This is a genomic window from Oceanospirillum sp. (assembly GCF_048265165.1).
In the GTDB taxonomy this organism is placed as follows: Bacteria; Pseudomonadota; Gammaproteobacteria; order Pseudomonadales; family Halomonadaceae; genus Oceanospirillum.
This window is the reverse complement of the sequence record NZ_JBLXCD010000006.1, coordinates 154,328-170,671: the sequence shown is the minus strand read 5'-3', so window position 1 is coordinate 170,671 and position 16,344 is coordinate 154,328. Positions and strand designations below refer to the sequence as shown.

Genomic DNA, 16,344 nt, shown 5'->3' with positions numbered 1-16,344 from the left:
TTTTTCATCAGGATAATATAGCTGTTCCGGGTAAATACGTCAGAATTATAGCCGCTAAACCAAAGCTTTCACTGCAGTATATCAGCCTCTGCATACAGAGATAGCCTCTCTTCAGTTAAGGGAGTCAGCGCCAGATAGGCAGACATCAGATTAATTCAAAAGTGCAGCAAAAAAATCCCAGCCAATACGAACAAGAAAAATTCGCATCAACTCTTGCAAATGATAAACACTATCACTAGTATTCTTCGTATAGACGTAAGACTGGGGTATAGAATATGTATGTATGCGTTTGCGCCGGAGTGACAGATGTTCAGATTCGTGAAGCCATCGCCGCCGGAGATCACTCACTAAAAGCACTCCGCGATAGCTTAGGCATCGCTCATAACTGCGGCATGTGCGTTAAAGACACGCGGCAAATTATGGATGAGACACTTCGCATCAATGCCGCTGCCTATCTGGCGACAGAGCTGGTTGTTACCCGCACTGAACCCCTGCCACAGCAACAAGCCGCCTAGTAAATCGTCAATAGCTTGGTGACTCACCAAGCAACAGAGCCTAGAACAGTATAGCGGCTTACCAAAAGAGAAAATGAGCGTAATACGTCAACATCCCCATAAAAAAACCGGAGCAATCTGAATCTCAGATTAACTCCGGCTTTGTCTTTTACGCACAGTCTTCCAGTACTTAGCACTGAAATTCCCTACACCGTCAGCCAGCGCTGACAGTCAGGAACAAAAGGCCGATCAGGCACCGATCATCAACGCTACCGATCGTCGCCCTTCAACATCACGCCATCTGCTTCTGGATATAGTTCTCAACACCAACCATATCGATCAATCTCAGCTGCTGCTCAAGCCAATGGGCATGATCTCTTTCGGTGTCATCCAGCAACTGGAGTAGCATTTTACGTGTGATGTAATCCTGTACCTGCTCACAAACAGCAATTGCCTCTTTCAGAGCATTGCCCACATCATATTCAACCTGCAGGTCGTTGCGGAACATACTGGCAACATCATGACCCACATTAGCGTGTTCCTGACCGTTCATATCCGGCTCAGCTTCCAGAAACAGCATGCGCTCCATAATCGCTTCAGCGTGCTCTGTTTCTTCTTCCATCTCATGATGCAGACGCTCGTGGAGTTTATCCAACCCCCAGTCCTTAAACTGATTCGCGTGAGCCATGTACTGATCGCGAGCCATCAGCTCATTATTAAGCAGAAGTTGAAGGTGTTCGAGAACCTTTGGATGACCTTTCATGATACTTCCCCCTAATCTTCCATCTGTGCAGCAAGATAGTTCTGAATACCGGCATTTTCGATCTGCCACTGCTGAGTTTCGATCCAGTCGATCTGCTCTTCTGTTTCTTCCAGGATTTCGGTCAGCAGGTCACGGGATACGTAATCCTGTGCTTTTTCCATCACCTCAATCGCAGTCAACAGCTGATCACGAACCTCCGTATGCACCTTTACGTCACCGGAGAGCATTTCCGGAATATTTTCACCGATATAAAGACGATTCAACGCCTGCATACCTGGCAAGGCTTCCAGAAATAAAATACGCTCAATCAGATCGTCAGCCAGCTTCATTGATTTAATAGAGGCCTTGTACTCATGACTATTGAGCTCTTCCAACCCCCAGTTTTTCGCCATACGGGCGTGAAGAAATGTCTGGTTAATCACGGTTAGCTGCCCTTTCAAGGCGGAGTTTAACTCGGTGACAACACCTGCATCAGCTTTCATCGATCTACCCTCGTCTATTGTCGAGTACTTTAACTATTAAGTGCTTATACATCATTAAGTGCTTTATACATCTGCTACAGCCTGTGCAGCTAAATGTCAGTCTTGCATTACTTATAGTCAATGCAATAACAAATTACGAGTTTATTTCAGCTTATATTTCAAATTTATCCCAATTAAATCAATCACTTTGGGTTAACAAGAAGTGTTTCCATTCTTAAACATAAACACTTACCAGAGGAGTGTTATTCTCTTTTGAGAAAGAACTTTATTCCGCTTAAAACGGCCATCAAAAACCAAAGCTCAAACCGGCAGCCGATAGCCTGTCTTAACTTCCCTCAAAGCAAGGCTGGAACGGATCGCTGTGATACCTGGCAAAACGCGCAACTGATCCCGGACAAAGTCACCGTAACTTTCCAGATCCTTCGCTACAATCTGCAAAATATAATCACAGTCCCCGGAAACATTGTGACAGCTCAGAATCTCCGGTATTTGCGCCATTCTTTGCTCAAACTCCAGCGGTGCCTGCCCGGAGTGATCGCCGCCAGCATGTGCATCGTCAACCGCAGAATCAAGATCACGGAAACAGGGCAGAGCATTCAGAAATGGCTCTTCTCCAGTGTTTTTATCGCCGGAGCGATTCGATTAAGTTTGAGTGAGTTATAAAACGGCACCCGCAATTTTGTTCAATACTCAGATTCCAGTAACCATCAGACTGCCTCCATCTAATCAATCCACCAAGTTATCGGAGGCTTCATGTCTGACATCCCTTTCTTTCATTCATTAACCGGTACAGGCTCCATCGAGCTATCTGTGCTCTCATCCATGACCATTTTTGCTTTGGTGGCCTCGATCACACCGGGGCCGGTAAACCTGGTAGGACTTAGTAGCGGAGCTCGCTATAAGCTACCGGTAGGCCTGATTTTTATCACAGGGGCGACACTGGGTTTTGTCGTGCTGTTTATTGCAATCGGCCTGGGCTTGTATCAGGTGATGCAGGAGTTCCCGGCATTGAACCGGATTCTGCAATGGGGTGGGGTCGCATTTCTGCTCTGGTTGAGTTATCTGCTGATTAAAGATAACGGCGAAATCAGCGAGCAGGATCAGAAAAAAGCACCGGGTTTTATGACAGGGGCTGGGATGCAATGGCTGAACCCAAAAGCCTGGTTGGCCTCAGCTTCAGGAATAGCAGCTCACACCGCCTCCGGTGAACTCAATGAAGTACTGATTTTCGCCGCCATCTACCTACCGATCTGCTGGCTGTCGCTTTTATGCTGGGTTTACGCCGGAGCCTTTATGCGCCAATACGTGCATAACGCAGGCATGATGCGGGTCATTAATCGCTCGCTCGCCGGGTTACTTATACTCAGCTGCGGTCTGATTCTTCTGGAAGGCTAATCAACAGTAAAATAAGAATAAATCAATTTAACCGCACTATCTGATCCGATACTGGTTTGGTGTAGCCTGCAGGATCTTCTTGAACACCCGCTGAAAATGGGGTTGATCGGCAAAGCCGGCACCCAGGGCAACATCCACGATAGCCTGCCCTTGTTTCAGCGCTTGCTGGCCCAGCTGAACCCGCCGGTTAATCTGATAAGCATGGGGCGTCAAACCATAGTACTTCTTAAAAGCCCGAATCAGCTGAGTAGGCGTAATACCTGCTGTCCGACTCATCTGTTCCAACGGCAAAGGCTGTTCCGGGCACTGGTCAAGCTGATAGGCAACCTTAGCAACGGCACAAACCACAGGCTCAGAAGTCAAAGCATCAGAAAACTCCACTGATCGATCCTCAGTACAAGCAGCTAAGGCCTGTAGCACCTCACTGAGAATATTTTCGGTCTCAGCTTCAAGGTGCCGGATGTTACCCTCTGAACCGCAAGCAATCAGACACTCAGCCAAACTCTGAACCCGAGCAAACAACCCCGGATCTTCCAGCAGATTAACCGGTATATCCCGCCAGACAGTATCCTGCTGAAGTCCAAGATGGCGAGATAACCGCGCCAGCCACTCGCAATCCAGATAGAACATCACATAGGACCAGGGCTGGCCATCCAGCGCAGAGCATGCATGCACCTGATCCGGGTTCATAAACACCATACTGCCTTGCTGAATAGTATGGTTATGCTCACCTCTGCCTTCACCTTTCAGTTTCTGAATCTGATACCGACTTTGCCCTTTCAAAATTAACCCCATCGACCATTGCTTATGGGTATGAGGCGCATAGCAAACCCGGCGTCCATCTTCGATTCTTCGCAGCTCAATATAAGGTAGTTGACTATGTCGCCAAAAAATCGGCGTATTCGCTGATGACATACTTAAGCTCTCTCAGAAAAGATCTGCATTTATTTTGTTATCTTCCATTATAGAACCCCTCCACAAAGCAGACCTGAAGCAACAAGATCCGGCCCTCTGTAACAGCCCAAAGGTAGCATAAGCCGCCCAAACTAACCTCAGGCAAAAACCTGAATTTAGCTGAAAAAATACACCTTTTATAAAGCTATAACCCTACCGGCAACTCCGGTAGACTAATGCACTTTCGATGACTGACCGTCATAAGTAAGCAACACGATCATCAATAGCCATTACAACGAGTTATGTAGGATTATGTGTTTTAAACGCGCTAACCGCTCCGGCACGCCTCACCTGATATTATCATTACTATCGATATTTACACTTGCAGGCTGCACCCTGAACTCTGATAAGCCAATGCTGCAGGCGATACAGTCACTGGATGCCCGCCTTGAACAGCGAATCAATAATCTTGAAGAGCAAAATCAGGCACAAAGCACCCAGCTGGATCAGCTGCAATTACAGCTCAAACAAAGCGATCAGGCCACTTCTCAACTCAAAGCTAATCAAAATAAACTATTAGTTCTGGTTGAAGAGAAAAATAAAGATACCCTCCGCCAACCTGAAACGCCTGATACCACTCAGAGCACCAGCAACCCGGACAAAGTCATACTGGGAAGCAAGGAGTGGGTTTGGCTGGATGCCGCTCAGGCTAATTTTAAGGCCCGGATAGACTCCGGTGCGACAACGTCATCAATTCATGCCTCTGACCCTGTTTTTTTTGAACGCAATGGAGAGGAATGGGTACGGTTCAATCTACTGGTGGACGAAACCAAAGAGAACCCACAGGTAGATGAAGTAAAGGAAAACTTACCGGCTGACGAAAACAAAGAGAGCCTGCAGACAGATGTAGCAAAAGAAAATCTGCAGACGAGTGAGCCAAAAGAGAGTAAAGGCAAACAGATTGAAGCGCCTGTCGTCCGCTGGGTTCGCATTATCCAGGCTTCAGCTAAAGACGCAGAACGTCGCCCGGTCATTCAGGCCTGGGTGCAGGTGGGTGGTTTAAGGGAACGAGCCGAGTTTACCCTTGCTGACCGTAGCAAAATGACGTTCCAGATTCTTTTAGGTCGTGAATTTTTTAAGGATATTGCTTTAATTGATGTCGGCAAATCTTATATTCACCCGAAGCAAAAACCCTGATCTGAATCGGTCAATCTTCTCCGATACACCCACGCGGATGCTATACAGTCATGATCAATCGCCTGCCTTTTTATCTGCTTGTTATGAGCCTGGTTCTCATTGGCACAGCTCTAAGCCTCTATCGCCATGCGGTCTATGGTGTTCCCTGGTTTCCCGGCGAACAGCGCCAACAGTGGGAAGTGGAAGCCCGTATTGAATTTCTTGCCAATGGTGATCCGGCAAAGGTCACCATGGCAATACCCAGTGATCAACGCAATTTTATCCTGACCGATGAAAGCAGCTCCTCACAGGGTTATGGTGTTGCCTTGCTCGATGACAGCCTTCAGCGCCGCGCAGAGTGGTCAACACGCAGTGCAAAGGATCAGCAGCTGATCTATTACAAGGCACGATTTCTGGTTGATGCAAGCGCTCAGCATACGGTTCGCCCTCCGACAGAGCCTACACCCCAATTTTTTGAAGATGTCAGACAAACCGCCGCGCTTTCCATTCTGGAAGATGCACTGGAACGCTCTGCAGATAACCCGACACTCGCCCGGGAGCTGGTGCGCCAGCTGAATGATCCCCAGAATCAGAATGCCGCACTACTGCTGAACAGCATGAACCGCGAAGAAGCTCTGGTCAGCCTGCTTTCCATGGAGAAAATACCAGCCCGTACCGTTGCAACCTTGACACTGGAAGATGGCCGTCGCCGCCAGAGTGTACAGCCCTGGGTTCAGGTGTGGGATAACGATAAAGAGCTCTGGCAGCTGTTGAATCCGCAAACAGGCACAGAAGGTAAACCGGACAACCTCCTGATCTGGAGTTATGAATACCAGAGCCTGCTGGACGTGATTGGTGGCCGACAGTCCGATGTCAGTTTTTCTATGATCGCTCAGGATATTTCACCGGAAACAGCAACCCGGGAGAAAATCACTGCAGAGGATCTGCTTAACTTCTCTATCCACAGCTTGCCGGTTGAAGAGCAGGCCATGTTCAAAACCATTATGCTGATTCCGGTTGGCGCTCTGCTCGTGGTCTTTCTGCGCATTATTGTCGGCCTTAAAACCTCAGGTACTTTTATGCCGGTACTGATTGCCGTCGCCTTTGTGCAGACAGAACTGGCCCCCGGTATTATCGGTTTTCTGCTGATTGTAGGCACCGGACTGATGATCCGCAGCTACCTGTCCCATCTGAATCTGCTATTGGTGGCACGTATCTCCGCCGTCATTATTGCCGTGATTATGATCATCTCAGTATTCACTGTCATTGCTTATCGCGTAGGGCTTCTGGAGGGTCTGAGTATCACCTTTTTCCCAATGATCATCCTGTCCTGGACCATTGAACGTATGTCAATTCTCTGGGAAGAAGAAGGTGCAAAAGAGGTTTTCGTACAGGGCGGCGGTTCGCTCTTTACCGCTGTACTTGTCTATCTGGCGATGACCTCCGAATTGATCCGTCATCTGACCTTTAACTTTGTCGGGCTGCAGCTGATTATTCTGGCCCTGATTCTGCTACTGGGTAACTACACCGGTTACCGCCTGAGTGAACTGCGCCGCTTCCGCCATCTGGCCAAGCCGTCACAGGACTGACCTATGACAATACACCAACACTTCAGCCAGGCGGTATCTTGCGTAAAAGACTGGCTACAGGTGCCTAAACAGTTGCGCCAGCAGGGCATTCTTGGCATGAACCAGCGCAACCATAGCTTTATCAGTCGCTATAACGATCGGTCAAAATACCCCCTAGTGGATGACAAGCTGAAAACCAAACTGATCGCTGAGCAAGCCGGAGCAACGGTGCCCGAGCTAATCGGCGTTATCGAAAGCCAGGTCCATGTCCGCAAGATTCATCAGATGGTAAAAAACTGGCCCGGATTTGTTATCAAACCTGCTCAGGGCTCCGGTGGCAAAGGCATTTTGGTAGTAACCTCCCATAAAGAAGGCTGTTACACCAAGCCTTCCGGCGCAGTTGTCAGTCGTCAGGATGTCGAGCGACATATTACCAACACTCTGGCTGGGCTCTTCTCACTGGGGGGCAAGAATGATGTCGCCGTCGTAGAAAACCTGATCGAGTTTGACGAAAGTTTTGCCGACTTCAGCTACGAAGGCGTACCGGACATTCGCGTTATCGTGTTCCATGGCTACCCGGTGATGGCGATGATGCGCTGCTCCACCGCAAGCTCAGATGGTAAAGCTAACCTGCATCAGGGAGCCGTGGGTGTCGGGCTGGATATTGCGACCGGAAGGGCCGTTCGGGCCGTACAGTTCGATCATCCAATTACCCAGCACCCTGACACCCTGTGCCCTCTCGATCAATTGGAGATCCCGGACTGGGAACAACTGTTAGTTCTGGCAGCCAGCGCCTGGGAGATGACAGGCCTGGGCTATATCGGCACCGACATGGTCATCGACAAAAGCCGTGGCCCCATGGTGCTGGAGCTCAACGCCCGCCCCGGACTTGCGATTCAGACCGCCAATGGCGCAGGTCTGCTTCCTCGACTGCAAAAGATAGAAGCTCTCACACAGCAGGGCATCCGTCATAACTCACCTGAAGAACGGGTGGAATGCTCGAGAAGCTATTTCGGCTTCCCTGACTGATAAAAATCACGGGGCTCTGTCGACTCTAATACATGGCGAAACATTTTATGAACTTTGATCTGATTTGCGCGCTTTATCTCACTCCTAGAGACCCGAGACTGATCAATATGAGACCAAATAAACGTATCTCTTGTACTAATTTTTATTCCAATCACACCTACATGATAGAAACACATTAATAGCTGGCTAACTGCCTCTGACTCGGTCACCTTAGTGCCAGCGGCATACATTTTTTTTACTACTTTGACACATGGGTCAATTTCAGATTGGTCATGAAGTTCCATCGCAACCTCTTCAAACCTTCCGCCACTCAGTGCAGAGCGTGTAAAGGGTATAGCGAGACCTCTTAAAATTTCTAACGAAAACTCGAGTGCCGGGTAATACTCAGACCATTCCTCTTTCAATGACTTCAATCTTTTTGTTGAGTAACTAGCTTCTGCTGCGTATATCGCTCTCCAAGATACTCGCGGCCGTCCTGAAGCCGCAATAAAACATTCATTACAGAATTGAATGGCATCACGAGGCCGGAATAGGGTTCGCTCAACTATATAATCAATAGCCTCACCAGTTTCTCCTTTAACTTGCGAAGGAAATACATCAGTAAAGATAACTCTACGAGACGTATACTGACGTCGATAAACCTCCTGAATCCTTGCAGAAATTAAGCTTTTCAAATCTGCCTTGGTCCAAATAAGAGGGACCATATAGGCTTCATACTTCTCTTCTTGGAATCCAGAGTCTCGAGTTTTATCAAAAACTAAGTCCAACAAATCACGCCTCAGAGCCGTAACAATTTTTACTTGAGGTATGCGCCTCATAGATTTCGTTTCTTCAATCAGCGCCCTGATGAATCTACATCTAGTATCAGTTTCCGCCCAGTCTTCATCTAGCTTATCAATAAGGATGTAGTACCTTTTTTGAGGGTCATTGAATGCAAAATCAGCCAAAAGATCTAAAACTTCATTTAGTTTTTTAATTTGGATACCACTGACAAACTGAGTCGCTAGTGACTTAATCTCTTTCCTTACTTCTTCGGATAAAGACCTAGCCCCTTCAACAGATATATCGACATCACAAAATTTACTACCCAGCTTACTCTTTACATCTCTAGTGAACTTACTTGTAAGCTCTTGTAACTGCTCATCTGTTTCCAACCAAAACCTATCGCCCCAATCCGTGAAATACTCTAAAGCTCTATTCTTAATATTATCTCGGCCAACCCAATTATTTATTCGGGATATAAAACTCCTATTCTCCGCTTCCGTGCGCAGATCATACCTAAGCTTTAGCAACTCTACAGTTAGCAAATGCCGCCATAGCATTCTGTAAAAAAGGTCTAGTTTCACATCTAGTTCATTAAAAAACTGAATAATATTAGAGTGTTCCAAGAACCTGATGGAGATGTCATTTGGATCAAGCTGAGCAGAATATTCAACTTGTTGAGATATTTTGAAAAGGAGAGCGCTTTTACCTGACCCAGTTCGCCCCAAAACCACAGAAGCAGGAGAACTTATATCTAACAAGCCTTCCAAGTGGCCATTATCTACAAAACAAGCACCAAGCAGGTCAGAGTCAGCTTCTGCATCAAGCTCACCTAACTTGATCCCCCTTTTAATAATAATTTCATCCATGTCCTTTCCTTAGATAACTTTAATTTGTCTAAACTACAACATTCTAAAGATATCAGCGATTACATATTAGTTTTACCCATCAGGTATTCCTGCTCGCCAGTATGCTGGCAACAACTCTCTTCCCGAATGACAAATCCCTGCGAGCGATAGAAATCTACACTTGGCTGATTGGCCTTATAAACGTTTAAGGACAAGGGTTGTTCGCTTTGAGCGATCAGATGCTGCAACAGGGATTTACCCTAATAATCAGGATGAACAAAGAGGGCTGCCAAGGTGTTGTCGTACAAAGCACTGAATCCCGTAACCCGCCCCTCTTCTTCATACACAAAAACCTCTGCAGAAGGCTTCAGGGATAAAGTCGTGAGCTTTGATTGAGGCGGTAAGCCAGATATCCAGTACGGACTGTAAATCTTGCGCCTGAAAAGCCCGAACAGGCTTTCCGGTTTCTATTGAAGTCATGTTTGATTCCATTCAGAAAATCGTCAGGACTAATACGCCCGCTCAATCTTATGGCGATCCATAAAGGCATTACTGGTAAACACACCAAGCAGGGTGCCGGATGACAGCACCAGAGTGCCGATAAAGATCAGGCTAAGCAGGTTGTCATCGGTAACGGTCAGGTCGGTAAAGAGGTAAATACCTGCCAGAATGGTGTAACCTGAAAGGGCGAACTTGTTGAGGGTAAAGTCGATCATCAACTGAAACGCCCAAAGTTCTTTTTCGAACTTTCGGCGCGCCATAACCAGACGGGAATACAGCCAGCCGCCGGAAATCGCCGCCAACAAGCATAACAACACATAGGGGAAAAAGCCGCTCACATCCGCCAGCACATAACCGATTCGTAATGATAAGCCGGTGGCCCAAAACCACATCAGCATCAGGGGTACGATAACCAATCCCATAACAACTCCCTTTGAACAAAGAACCCACTAACTAGCGCGAATGACCGCCCAATACATGCGTCATCAGGTATTCCGGCTCGCCGGTATGAGGATCTGTTTGCCGGCGTTCAATTTCAAACCCTTGGGCAACATAAAAATCGATGGCGGGCTGATTAGCCTTATAAACGGTCAACGACAAACGCGTCCGATTGAAAGCTATCGCATGATGTAACAGCGCTTTGCCCTGTCCTCTCCCCTGAAAATCCGGGTGAACAAAAAGCGCCGCCAGCGAGTTATCATACAGAGCAGCAAACCCGGTAACCTGCCCGGTGTCATCATCCGTACAGACAAAAACCTTAGATGCCGGCAGATAGACCTCAGCCATTTCCGGTAACTGATCCTGCCAGAAAGCTTCAGAGATAAAGCTATGCGCTTTAACCGATGTGGTCAGCCAGATATCCAGTACAGCCTGCATATCATCCGGCCGACCTGCGCGAATTGTATTCATATAACCCATTGCGCCCATTAAACGCCTCACAAAAAAGACTTCATAACAGCCATATCAGCACCACACTGACATGGCCTTATCTGAAAGAAAACAGGCCACTGGGACAGCAGTTTTCCATCCGGGCCTGAGTAAGAAGCGCGCAAGTTTATACGCCAAGAAACTCTGAAACAAATCTTTCACGGTTCTCACCCACATAATCCAGAAATGCCTGCATCGCAGGCGTCGGATGCTTCGCCTGAGGGTGTACCACGCAAAAGTCACGTCTCAAAGGAAACCCCTCAAGAGACACCTCCTTCAGGCGGCCCAACTCAAGCTCCGCCGGAATACTCAACCTGGGCAACACACCAACTCCCAAGCCTGCAATCACACCATGCTTAACCGAGTCATTTGACCCCAGCTCCATACCCGGCTTAAACCTCAAACGCTTCTGCTGGCAATGCTGCTCTAAAGCCAGACGGCTACCTGATCCAGGTTCCCGGACCAGAAGATGACTGTCTAGAAAGCGCTGCGGAGAAACCCGATCCAGTGACAGCAGCGGATGCCCTTCAGGTACAACAGGAACCAACTCATTATCAAGAAATGGCAACGACACCAGAGCCCGGTCAACCGGCACCATCCCCATAATAATCAGGTCATCCGTATTCTCATGCAGCCGTTGCAACGCTGTTGCCCGGTTTACCACCTTTACACTGACATTGATCTTAGGGTGAAGATTCAGAAACCCCTTCAACAGATAAGGCACCATATATTGCGCCGTACTCACCGCCACCAGCCGCAGCTCTCCGGCAACATTTCCCTTTAATGCTCCCAGGTCAGTCTGAAGATTGGAAAGCTCAATAAAAATATGATTAATGCTGTCGGCTAAACGCTCAGCCGCAGCCGTACTGAAAAGCCTGCGGCCCACATATTCAAATAAAGGCTGATCCACTGCTTGTTCCAGCTGACGCACCTGACTGCTCACTGCAGGCTGAGTCAGGCCAAGCAACTCACCCGCCTTGCTGTAACTACGCTGTTCATAAACAGCTTTAAAGACCTGTAACTGGCGGAATGTCAGTCTTCCCGTCAGCTTGTGTACCGATAGCGGCATGCATCACCCTTAAACACTCATCAACGAACATTAAACTATAAGTAAAAGCTTATAGGTAAACGAAAAAATATCAATTTTACCTTATCCGTAAAGCACACTAATCTTGCACCACTTCTGGAGGCAAATCATACGCTTGTCTGACGGTGTTAATCGGTTTCCAGTAATAGCACAATCGGCCAGAGTTTAAGGCGAGTTTCGGAGCAGGGTTTAGCGACTTTCTGAAATAAGCCTTTTACTCAGGCCTTTTTTTTTGATGCTCAGCCATGCTTATTCCAGCTCCCCGTTACTCCAGCAGATACATCCACCTCTGATATTTGCGCTTCAGAACGTTCAGTACAGCTTTCACCTGTATGCAAAACTATCCCATGACCTGAGATACTCGCACACGTATTAACGCCGTTAATGGCATAACAGCAGAGGATGGGAAAATTTGAAGTCTGCCAAGGGCGACAGTGCTTTAGGCAGCTGCTGACGAACCGCCCTTATATAAGAATGCAGAAATGACGTACTAAGCCAGTTATTGGCTGATGCGTGACTGACGCAGTCCTCGGGTGTGTTTCTCTTTTTCCAGGATAGAGCCAGCATCAACCGTACCCAGAGGCGTATTTTCATCACGTTCTAACTGACCATCCGCAATCAGTGATAGATAACGTGAACAGCAAACGCGTAAAAACGATGTGAAGTTGCCAATATCATGCTCAGCATCCAGAGATTCCAGATACAACTTACTGATCATTTGTCCCACCGTCATGCTATCGCGATGTGCCACCTCCTCCAGTATTTCCCAGAAAAACTCTTCCAAACGGATGGAAGTCACCACGCCATCAATACGTAATGATTTAGTTCGACTGGACCACAGATGGCTATCTGCATTAATGAAGAGCTGGCACATACGCAATACCTTTTAGTTAAAACAAAGCAACAAACTGTTTTAGCATAGCAGGATGAGCCGGCCAAGCGGGTGCTGTTACCAGCTTACCATCCGTGACAGCGTCATCCATCGGCAGCTCAACGTAGGTTGCTCCGGCCATTTTCACTTCTGGCTCGCAGGCGGGGTAAGCAGAGACTTTTTTACCTTCGATCACATTGGCTGCAGTTAATAACTGAGCACCATGACAGACTGCAGCAACAGGCTTATCAGCTTCAAAGAATTGCTGGATCAGCTGGATAACGGCTGGGTTTAATCTCAGGTATTCAGGTGCCCGTCCACCGGGTAAGTACAGCGCGTCGTAGTCACTCATTTTAACGCTTTCAAAATCAGCATTTAAAACAAAATTATGCCCGCGCTTCTCGGTATAAGTTTGATCACCCTCAAAGTCATGGATAGAGGTTGAAATCGTATCGCCCGCTTTTTTGTTCGGGCAGACTGCGCTGACCTCATGCCCCATTGCGATCAGAGCCTGAAATGGCACCATGTTTTCATAATCTTCAACAAAGTCACCGGTAATCATCAGTACTTTAGCCATTTTTATTCTCCTTATTAAAATAGATTATGGCGTCTCTAGTGAATCATAATCAGCCATACAAGGTGTAATAAGGGAATACTACGCAGCGATCTTGCTTCTCTTTCGCCGTCACCTGTCGCCTGCTTCTGTCATCTATGGCCCAGTTCGGCTGAGCAGCCCAGGACACATTTTGTTAAAATCCACAAACCGACGTAACTGGGCAAGCTTTATACTCAAAACAAAACCCCATTGAGAGGGTCAGAAGATTCCTGCCAATCGATCCCTTCACGCCCTGGCTGTTTGATGTAATCAAGAAAAGCACTTGCCACCGGCGATAGCGGTTTATCCTTCAGCCAGGCCAGATACCAGTGGGTTACGATCGGCAGATGCTCCACATTCAGCACCGCCAGCCCCTGCTGCTCACCAAACGCCAACGTGTGCTCTGACAGCACAGAAACCCCCAGTCCAGACATCACCGAGTGCTTGATCGCTTCGTTACTCTCTATGGTCATACGGATATTAGGTGCCAAGCCTAAGCGGGTCAGATGAACTTCAATTGCATGACGGGTTCCCGACCCCTCCTCCCGCATCAGAAATGGCGCCTGACAAAAAGCCTCCAACGAAACCTGTTGTTCAGGTGCACCCGCCGCCAGCGGATGATCCAAGGGTGAAATTGCCTGCAATCGGTTAGGCAACAGCGCCATCATATCCAGTTTGTCGCTATCAGGCGGATGGCTGAACACATAGAAATCATCTTCCCCGGAACGGAGTCGCTGAATAATCTGCTGGCGATTCCCCACGTGGAAACGACCATCGATCTGAGGGAATTTTCGGCTAAAATCCCCGATCAGATGGGGGATAAAGTATTTTGCTGTGGTCACAATGGCCAAATTTAAAGTACCTGCCATCAAGCCTTTCAGACCCGCCAACTGCATATCAAGGCGTTCAAAACAGCCCAGCACCTCAATAGCGGTTTTAACCGCAGCCTCACCCGCTTCTGTCAGATTCAGTTTACGCCCAACCTGATAATAAAGCGGCATCGACATTCCCTCTGACAACTTCCTGAGCTGCATAGAAACCGTCGGCTGCGTCAGATGCAATTTTTTTGCTGCGCCACTAATACTGCCTGAATGATAAACCGCCAATAAAATCTCTAACTGGCGCAAAGTCCCTACCCGGGCCTGAGTTCTGGACTCTTTCACAACCTCTCCCCTGAGCGATCAAAACAATAGCCGCTACTTTTAGTCAGCGAAAATGAACAAACCCTATGTTAGATAAACATCTATACAATAACTAGATAATATCTATTTTTATCTATCCTCTACCTGATAGAGAATGTCGCCACAAATTGCAGATTGCACTTTTCCGCTTCAGTTAATGCGGTAAAGACTAAGCTAAACTGACGAACGGCACTTAAACAGCAAACGGGTGCCACCCGCGATAAGATAATAACAACCATTGGAGATGGCTCAGCGTGGATAAAATTGTTAAGGGCGTGCTCAATTTTCGCCAGAATGTGTACCCTGAACATAAAGATCTGTTTGGTACTTTGGCTTCCGGCCAAAGCCCGGATGTTCTCTTTATTACCTGCTCCGATTCCCGTATCGATCCGAATCTGATGACAGGAACGGTTCCCGGCGACCTTTTTATCTGTCGTAATGCTGGCAACATTATCCCGCCACACAGCAACGAGACAGGAGGTATGACCGCTTCTGTAGAGTACGCCGTTGCTGTTTTAGGGGTGCGTCACATCATCATCTGTGGCCATACCGACTGCGGTGCCATCAAAGGCGCTCTGAATATGAATGCTCTGGACGGCCTGCCTCATGTTAAAGAGTGGCTTGGCCACTGCCGGTCCGCCATGGAGATTGTGCGTGAACGCCACGATATCGGCCACAATGAATGTATCGGCCACGAGCATCTGGACGAAGCGATTGAGCAAAACGTACTGCAGCAAGTCCAGCATATCCGCACCCACCCGGCTGTCGCGGCAAAACTGGCTACCGGCAAGGTTGATATCCATGGCTGGATCTACAATATCAAAACTGGAGGCGTGCGCTGCTGCAACCATAACGACACTGAGTTCCATGAGTTCGAACAGCAGTACGCTGCCCTGATTGAGCGGCTTCAGAACTGATTTGATATCGCCAAACCCTACCGGGAACAGGCCAACGCCTGTTCCTGCTTTAACCTAAAAACAGAATAATTTTTATCTCTTCTCAAATTAGGGCATAATAGTGCGCCTCTTTTTCGCTGAACCAACCCCGCTGTCAGGAATACCTTAAACCTGCCAGACGACAGATCGCCCACAGGGGCAGGTTGGTTATGACAAACAGCTTTATTTTCAGCCCGTACTTTATGTCAGCGACCTTATCCAAGATGGATCAGGTCTTGCTGCTATTGTTTTTAAAGTTTCTTAACTCTTAAAAAAGAGTTCTGGATAGAGACTTAAGAACGGGTTGCTGGTCGGGCTGCACTATAAAAACGGAGAGCTACCGTAATGAAATTTGCTAAAGTCACCATCGTAATGGGTTCTCAGTCCGACTGGGCCACCATGCAGGAAGCCACCAAGCCTTTAGAAGCGCTGGGCGTTGAATATGTTGCAGGTGTTGTTTCTGCCCACCGAACCCCACAGCGACTGGTTGAGTTTGCAACCCGTGCCCACGAAGAAGGCACCGAAGTCATTATCGCCGGTGCCGGTGGTGCAGCTCACTTGCCGGGCATGATCGCCGCTGAAACCCACTTGCCTGTTGTGGCCGTGCCTGTTGCCAGCCGCTATCTTAAAGGCATGGATAGCCTCCTCTCTATCGTACAGATGCCACGGGGTGTTGCGGTTTGCACTCAGGCGATTGGTGAAGCCGGTGCTTATAATGCGGGCCTGATGGCGGCTCAGATGCTGGCAATGAAAGACGATGCTCTGCGTGAGCGTCTGATCGCCTTCCGCAAGAAGCAGACAGACGGCGTGGCCTTCGAGCTGATCACGGACTGATT

20 protein-coding genes are annotated in these 16,344 nt (G+C 48.0%); 7 read left to right on the top strand and 13 right to left on the bottom strand.

What is annotated here, in order from left to right; translation table 11 throughout:
- Positions 1–275: 275 nt before the first annotated feature.
- Positions 276–515 carry a (2Fe-2S)-binding protein gene (locus tag ACN0R8_RS12800; protein ID WP_417598004.1) on the top strand — a complete coding sequence of 80 codons (240 nt, stop codon included), beginning with the start codon at positions 276–278 and terminating at the stop codon, positions 513–515.
- Between the two features lie 271 nt (positions 516–786).
- Here the strand turns inward: ACN0R8_RS12800 and bfr (ACN0R8_RS12795) are convergent, their stop codons facing one another.
- From bfr (ACN0R8_RS12795) to ACN0R8_RS12785, 3 genes are all read right to left on the bottom strand, one after another.
- Positions 787–1,257 carry a bacterioferritin gene (gene bfr / locus ACN0R8_RS12795; protein WP_417598002.1) on the bottom strand — a complete coding sequence of 157 codons (471 nt, stop codon included), beginning with the start codon at positions 1,255–1,257 and terminating at the stop codon, positions 787–789.
- A gap of 11 nt (positions 1,258–1,268) precedes the next feature.
- Positions 1,269–1,739 (bottom strand): bacterioferritin, encoded by a 471-nt coding sequence (gene bfr / locus ACN0R8_RS12790; RefSeq protein ID WP_417598000.1) that lies wholly within the window; start codon positions 1,737–1,739, stop codon positions 1,269–1,271.
- 300 nt (positions 1,740–2,039) lie between these two features.
- The gene (locus ACN0R8_RS12785; RefSeq protein ID WP_417597998.1) at positions 2,040–2,237 is read right to left on the bottom strand and encodes an Lrp/AsnC ligand binding domain-containing protein; all 198 of its coding nucleotides are present in this window, start codon (positions 2,235–2,237) and stop codon (positions 2,040–2,042) included.
- A 255-nt stretch (positions 2,238–2,492) separates the two neighbouring features.
- On the opposite strand from ACN0R8_RS12785, the gene ACN0R8_RS12780 reads away from it, so the two are divergent.
- Entirely contained in the window at positions 2,493–3,134 is a 642-nt protein-coding gene (locus tag ACN0R8_RS12780; RefSeq protein ID WP_417597996.1) for a LysE family translocator, read from the top strand.
- A 36-nt stretch (positions 3,135–3,170) separates the two neighbouring features.
- Here the strand turns inward: ACN0R8_RS12780 and ACN0R8_RS12775 are convergent, their stop codons facing one another.
- Positions 3,171–4,049, bottom strand: a complete 879-nt coding sequence (locus ACN0R8_RS12775; protein ID WP_417597994.1) for a helix-turn-helix domain-containing protein — start codon at positions 4,047–4,049, stop codon at positions 3,171–3,173.
- Between the two features lie 291 nt (positions 4,050–4,340).
- Here ACN0R8_RS12775 and ACN0R8_RS12770 point away from each other — a divergent pair, with 291 nt between their 5' ends.
- Genes ACN0R8_RS12770 through ACN0R8_RS12760 form a run of 3 tightly spaced genes read left to right on the top strand, consistent with a single transcriptional unit; the run spans position 4,341 to position 7,801 of the window.
- Entirely contained in the window at positions 4,341–5,225 is an 885-nt protein-coding gene (locus ACN0R8_RS12770) for an ATP-dependent zinc protease (RefSeq protein ID WP_417597992.1), read from the top strand.
- Between the two features lie 53 nt (positions 5,226–5,278).
- A complete protein-coding gene (locus ACN0R8_RS12765; RefSeq protein WP_417598094.1) occupies positions 5,279–6,793 on the top strand; it encodes an inactive transglutaminase family protein in 1,515 nt (504 codons plus the stop codon).
- Between the two features lie 3 nt (positions 6,794–6,796).
- Positions 6,797–7,801: an alpha-L-glutamate ligase-like protein gene (locus ACN0R8_RS12760; protein ID WP_417597990.1), complete on the top strand. Its 1,005-nt coding sequence runs from the start codon at positions 6,797–6,799 to the stop codon at positions 7,799–7,801.
- On the opposite strand, the gene ACN0R8_RS12755 is transcribed toward ACN0R8_RS12760, so the two are convergent.
- From ACN0R8_RS12755 to ACN0R8_RS12715, 9 genes are all read right to left on the bottom strand, one after another.
- The gene (locus ACN0R8_RS12755) at positions 7,780–9,432 is read right to left on the bottom strand and encodes a P-loop ATPase, Sll1717 family (protein ID WP_417597988.1); all 1,653 of its coding nucleotides are present in this window, start codon (positions 9,430–9,432) and stop codon (positions 7,780–7,782) included. The genes ACN0R8_RS12760 and ACN0R8_RS12755 overlap by 22 nt on opposite strands.
- A gap of 59 nt (positions 9,433–9,491) precedes the next feature.
- A complete protein-coding gene (locus ACN0R8_RS12750; RefSeq protein ID WP_417597986.1) occupies positions 9,492–9,626 on the bottom strand; it encodes a hypothetical protein in 135 nt (44 codons plus the stop codon).
- Positions 9,627–9,750: 124 nt separating this feature from the next.
- Positions 9,751–9,891 (bottom strand): hypothetical protein, encoded by a 141-nt coding sequence (locus tag ACN0R8_RS12745; protein ID WP_417597984.1) that lies wholly within the window; start codon positions 9,889–9,891, stop codon positions 9,751–9,753.
- Positions 9,892–9,920: 29 nt separating this feature from the next.
- Entirely contained in the window at positions 9,921–10,334 is a 414-nt protein-coding gene (locus tag ACN0R8_RS12740) for a hypothetical protein (RefSeq protein WP_417597982.1), read from the bottom strand.
- A 31-nt stretch (positions 10,335–10,365) separates the two neighbouring features.
- On the bottom strand, positions 10,366–10,821 hold the full coding sequence (locus ACN0R8_RS12735; protein WP_417597980.1) for a GNAT family N-acetyltransferase: 456 nt from the start codon (positions 10,819–10,821) through the stop codon (positions 10,366–10,368).
- A gap of 145 nt (positions 10,822–10,966) precedes the next feature.
- Complete coding sequence (locus ACN0R8_RS12730; protein WP_417597978.1) at positions 10,967–11,908, bottom strand: LysR family transcriptional regulator; 942 nt, start codon at positions 11,906–11,908, stop codon at positions 10,967–10,969.
- A gap of 517 nt (positions 11,909–12,425) precedes the next feature.
- Complete coding sequence (locus tag ACN0R8_RS12725; RefSeq protein ID WP_417597976.1) at positions 12,426–12,800, bottom strand: ribbon-helix-helix domain-containing protein; 375 nt, start codon at positions 12,798–12,800, stop codon at positions 12,426–12,428.
- 16 nt (positions 12,801–12,816) lie between these two features.
- Positions 12,817–13,374 (bottom strand): DJ-1/PfpI family protein, encoded by a 558-nt coding sequence (locus tag ACN0R8_RS12720; protein WP_417597974.1) that lies wholly within the window; start codon positions 13,372–13,374, stop codon positions 12,817–12,819.
- A gap of 212 nt (positions 13,375–13,586) precedes the next feature.
- Entirely contained in the window at positions 13,587–14,555 is a 969-nt protein-coding gene (locus ACN0R8_RS12715) for a LysR family transcriptional regulator (protein ID WP_417597972.1), read from the bottom strand.
- 272 nt (positions 14,556–14,827) lie between these two features.
- Between ACN0R8_RS12715 and ACN0R8_RS12710 the strand changes: the two genes are divergently transcribed.
- Positions 14,828–15,490 (top strand): carbonic anhydrase, encoded by a 663-nt coding sequence (locus ACN0R8_RS12710; protein ID WP_417597970.1) that lies wholly within the window; start codon positions 14,828–14,830, stop codon positions 15,488–15,490.
- 363 nt (positions 15,491–15,853) lie between these two features.
- The gene (purE, locus tag ACN0R8_RS12705) at positions 15,854–16,342 is read left to right on the top strand and encodes a 5-(carboxyamino)imidazole ribonucleotide mutase (RefSeq protein WP_417597968.1); all 489 of its coding nucleotides are present in this window, start codon (positions 15,854–15,856) and stop codon (positions 16,340–16,342) included.
- Positions 16,343–16,344 lie beyond the last annotated feature (2 nt).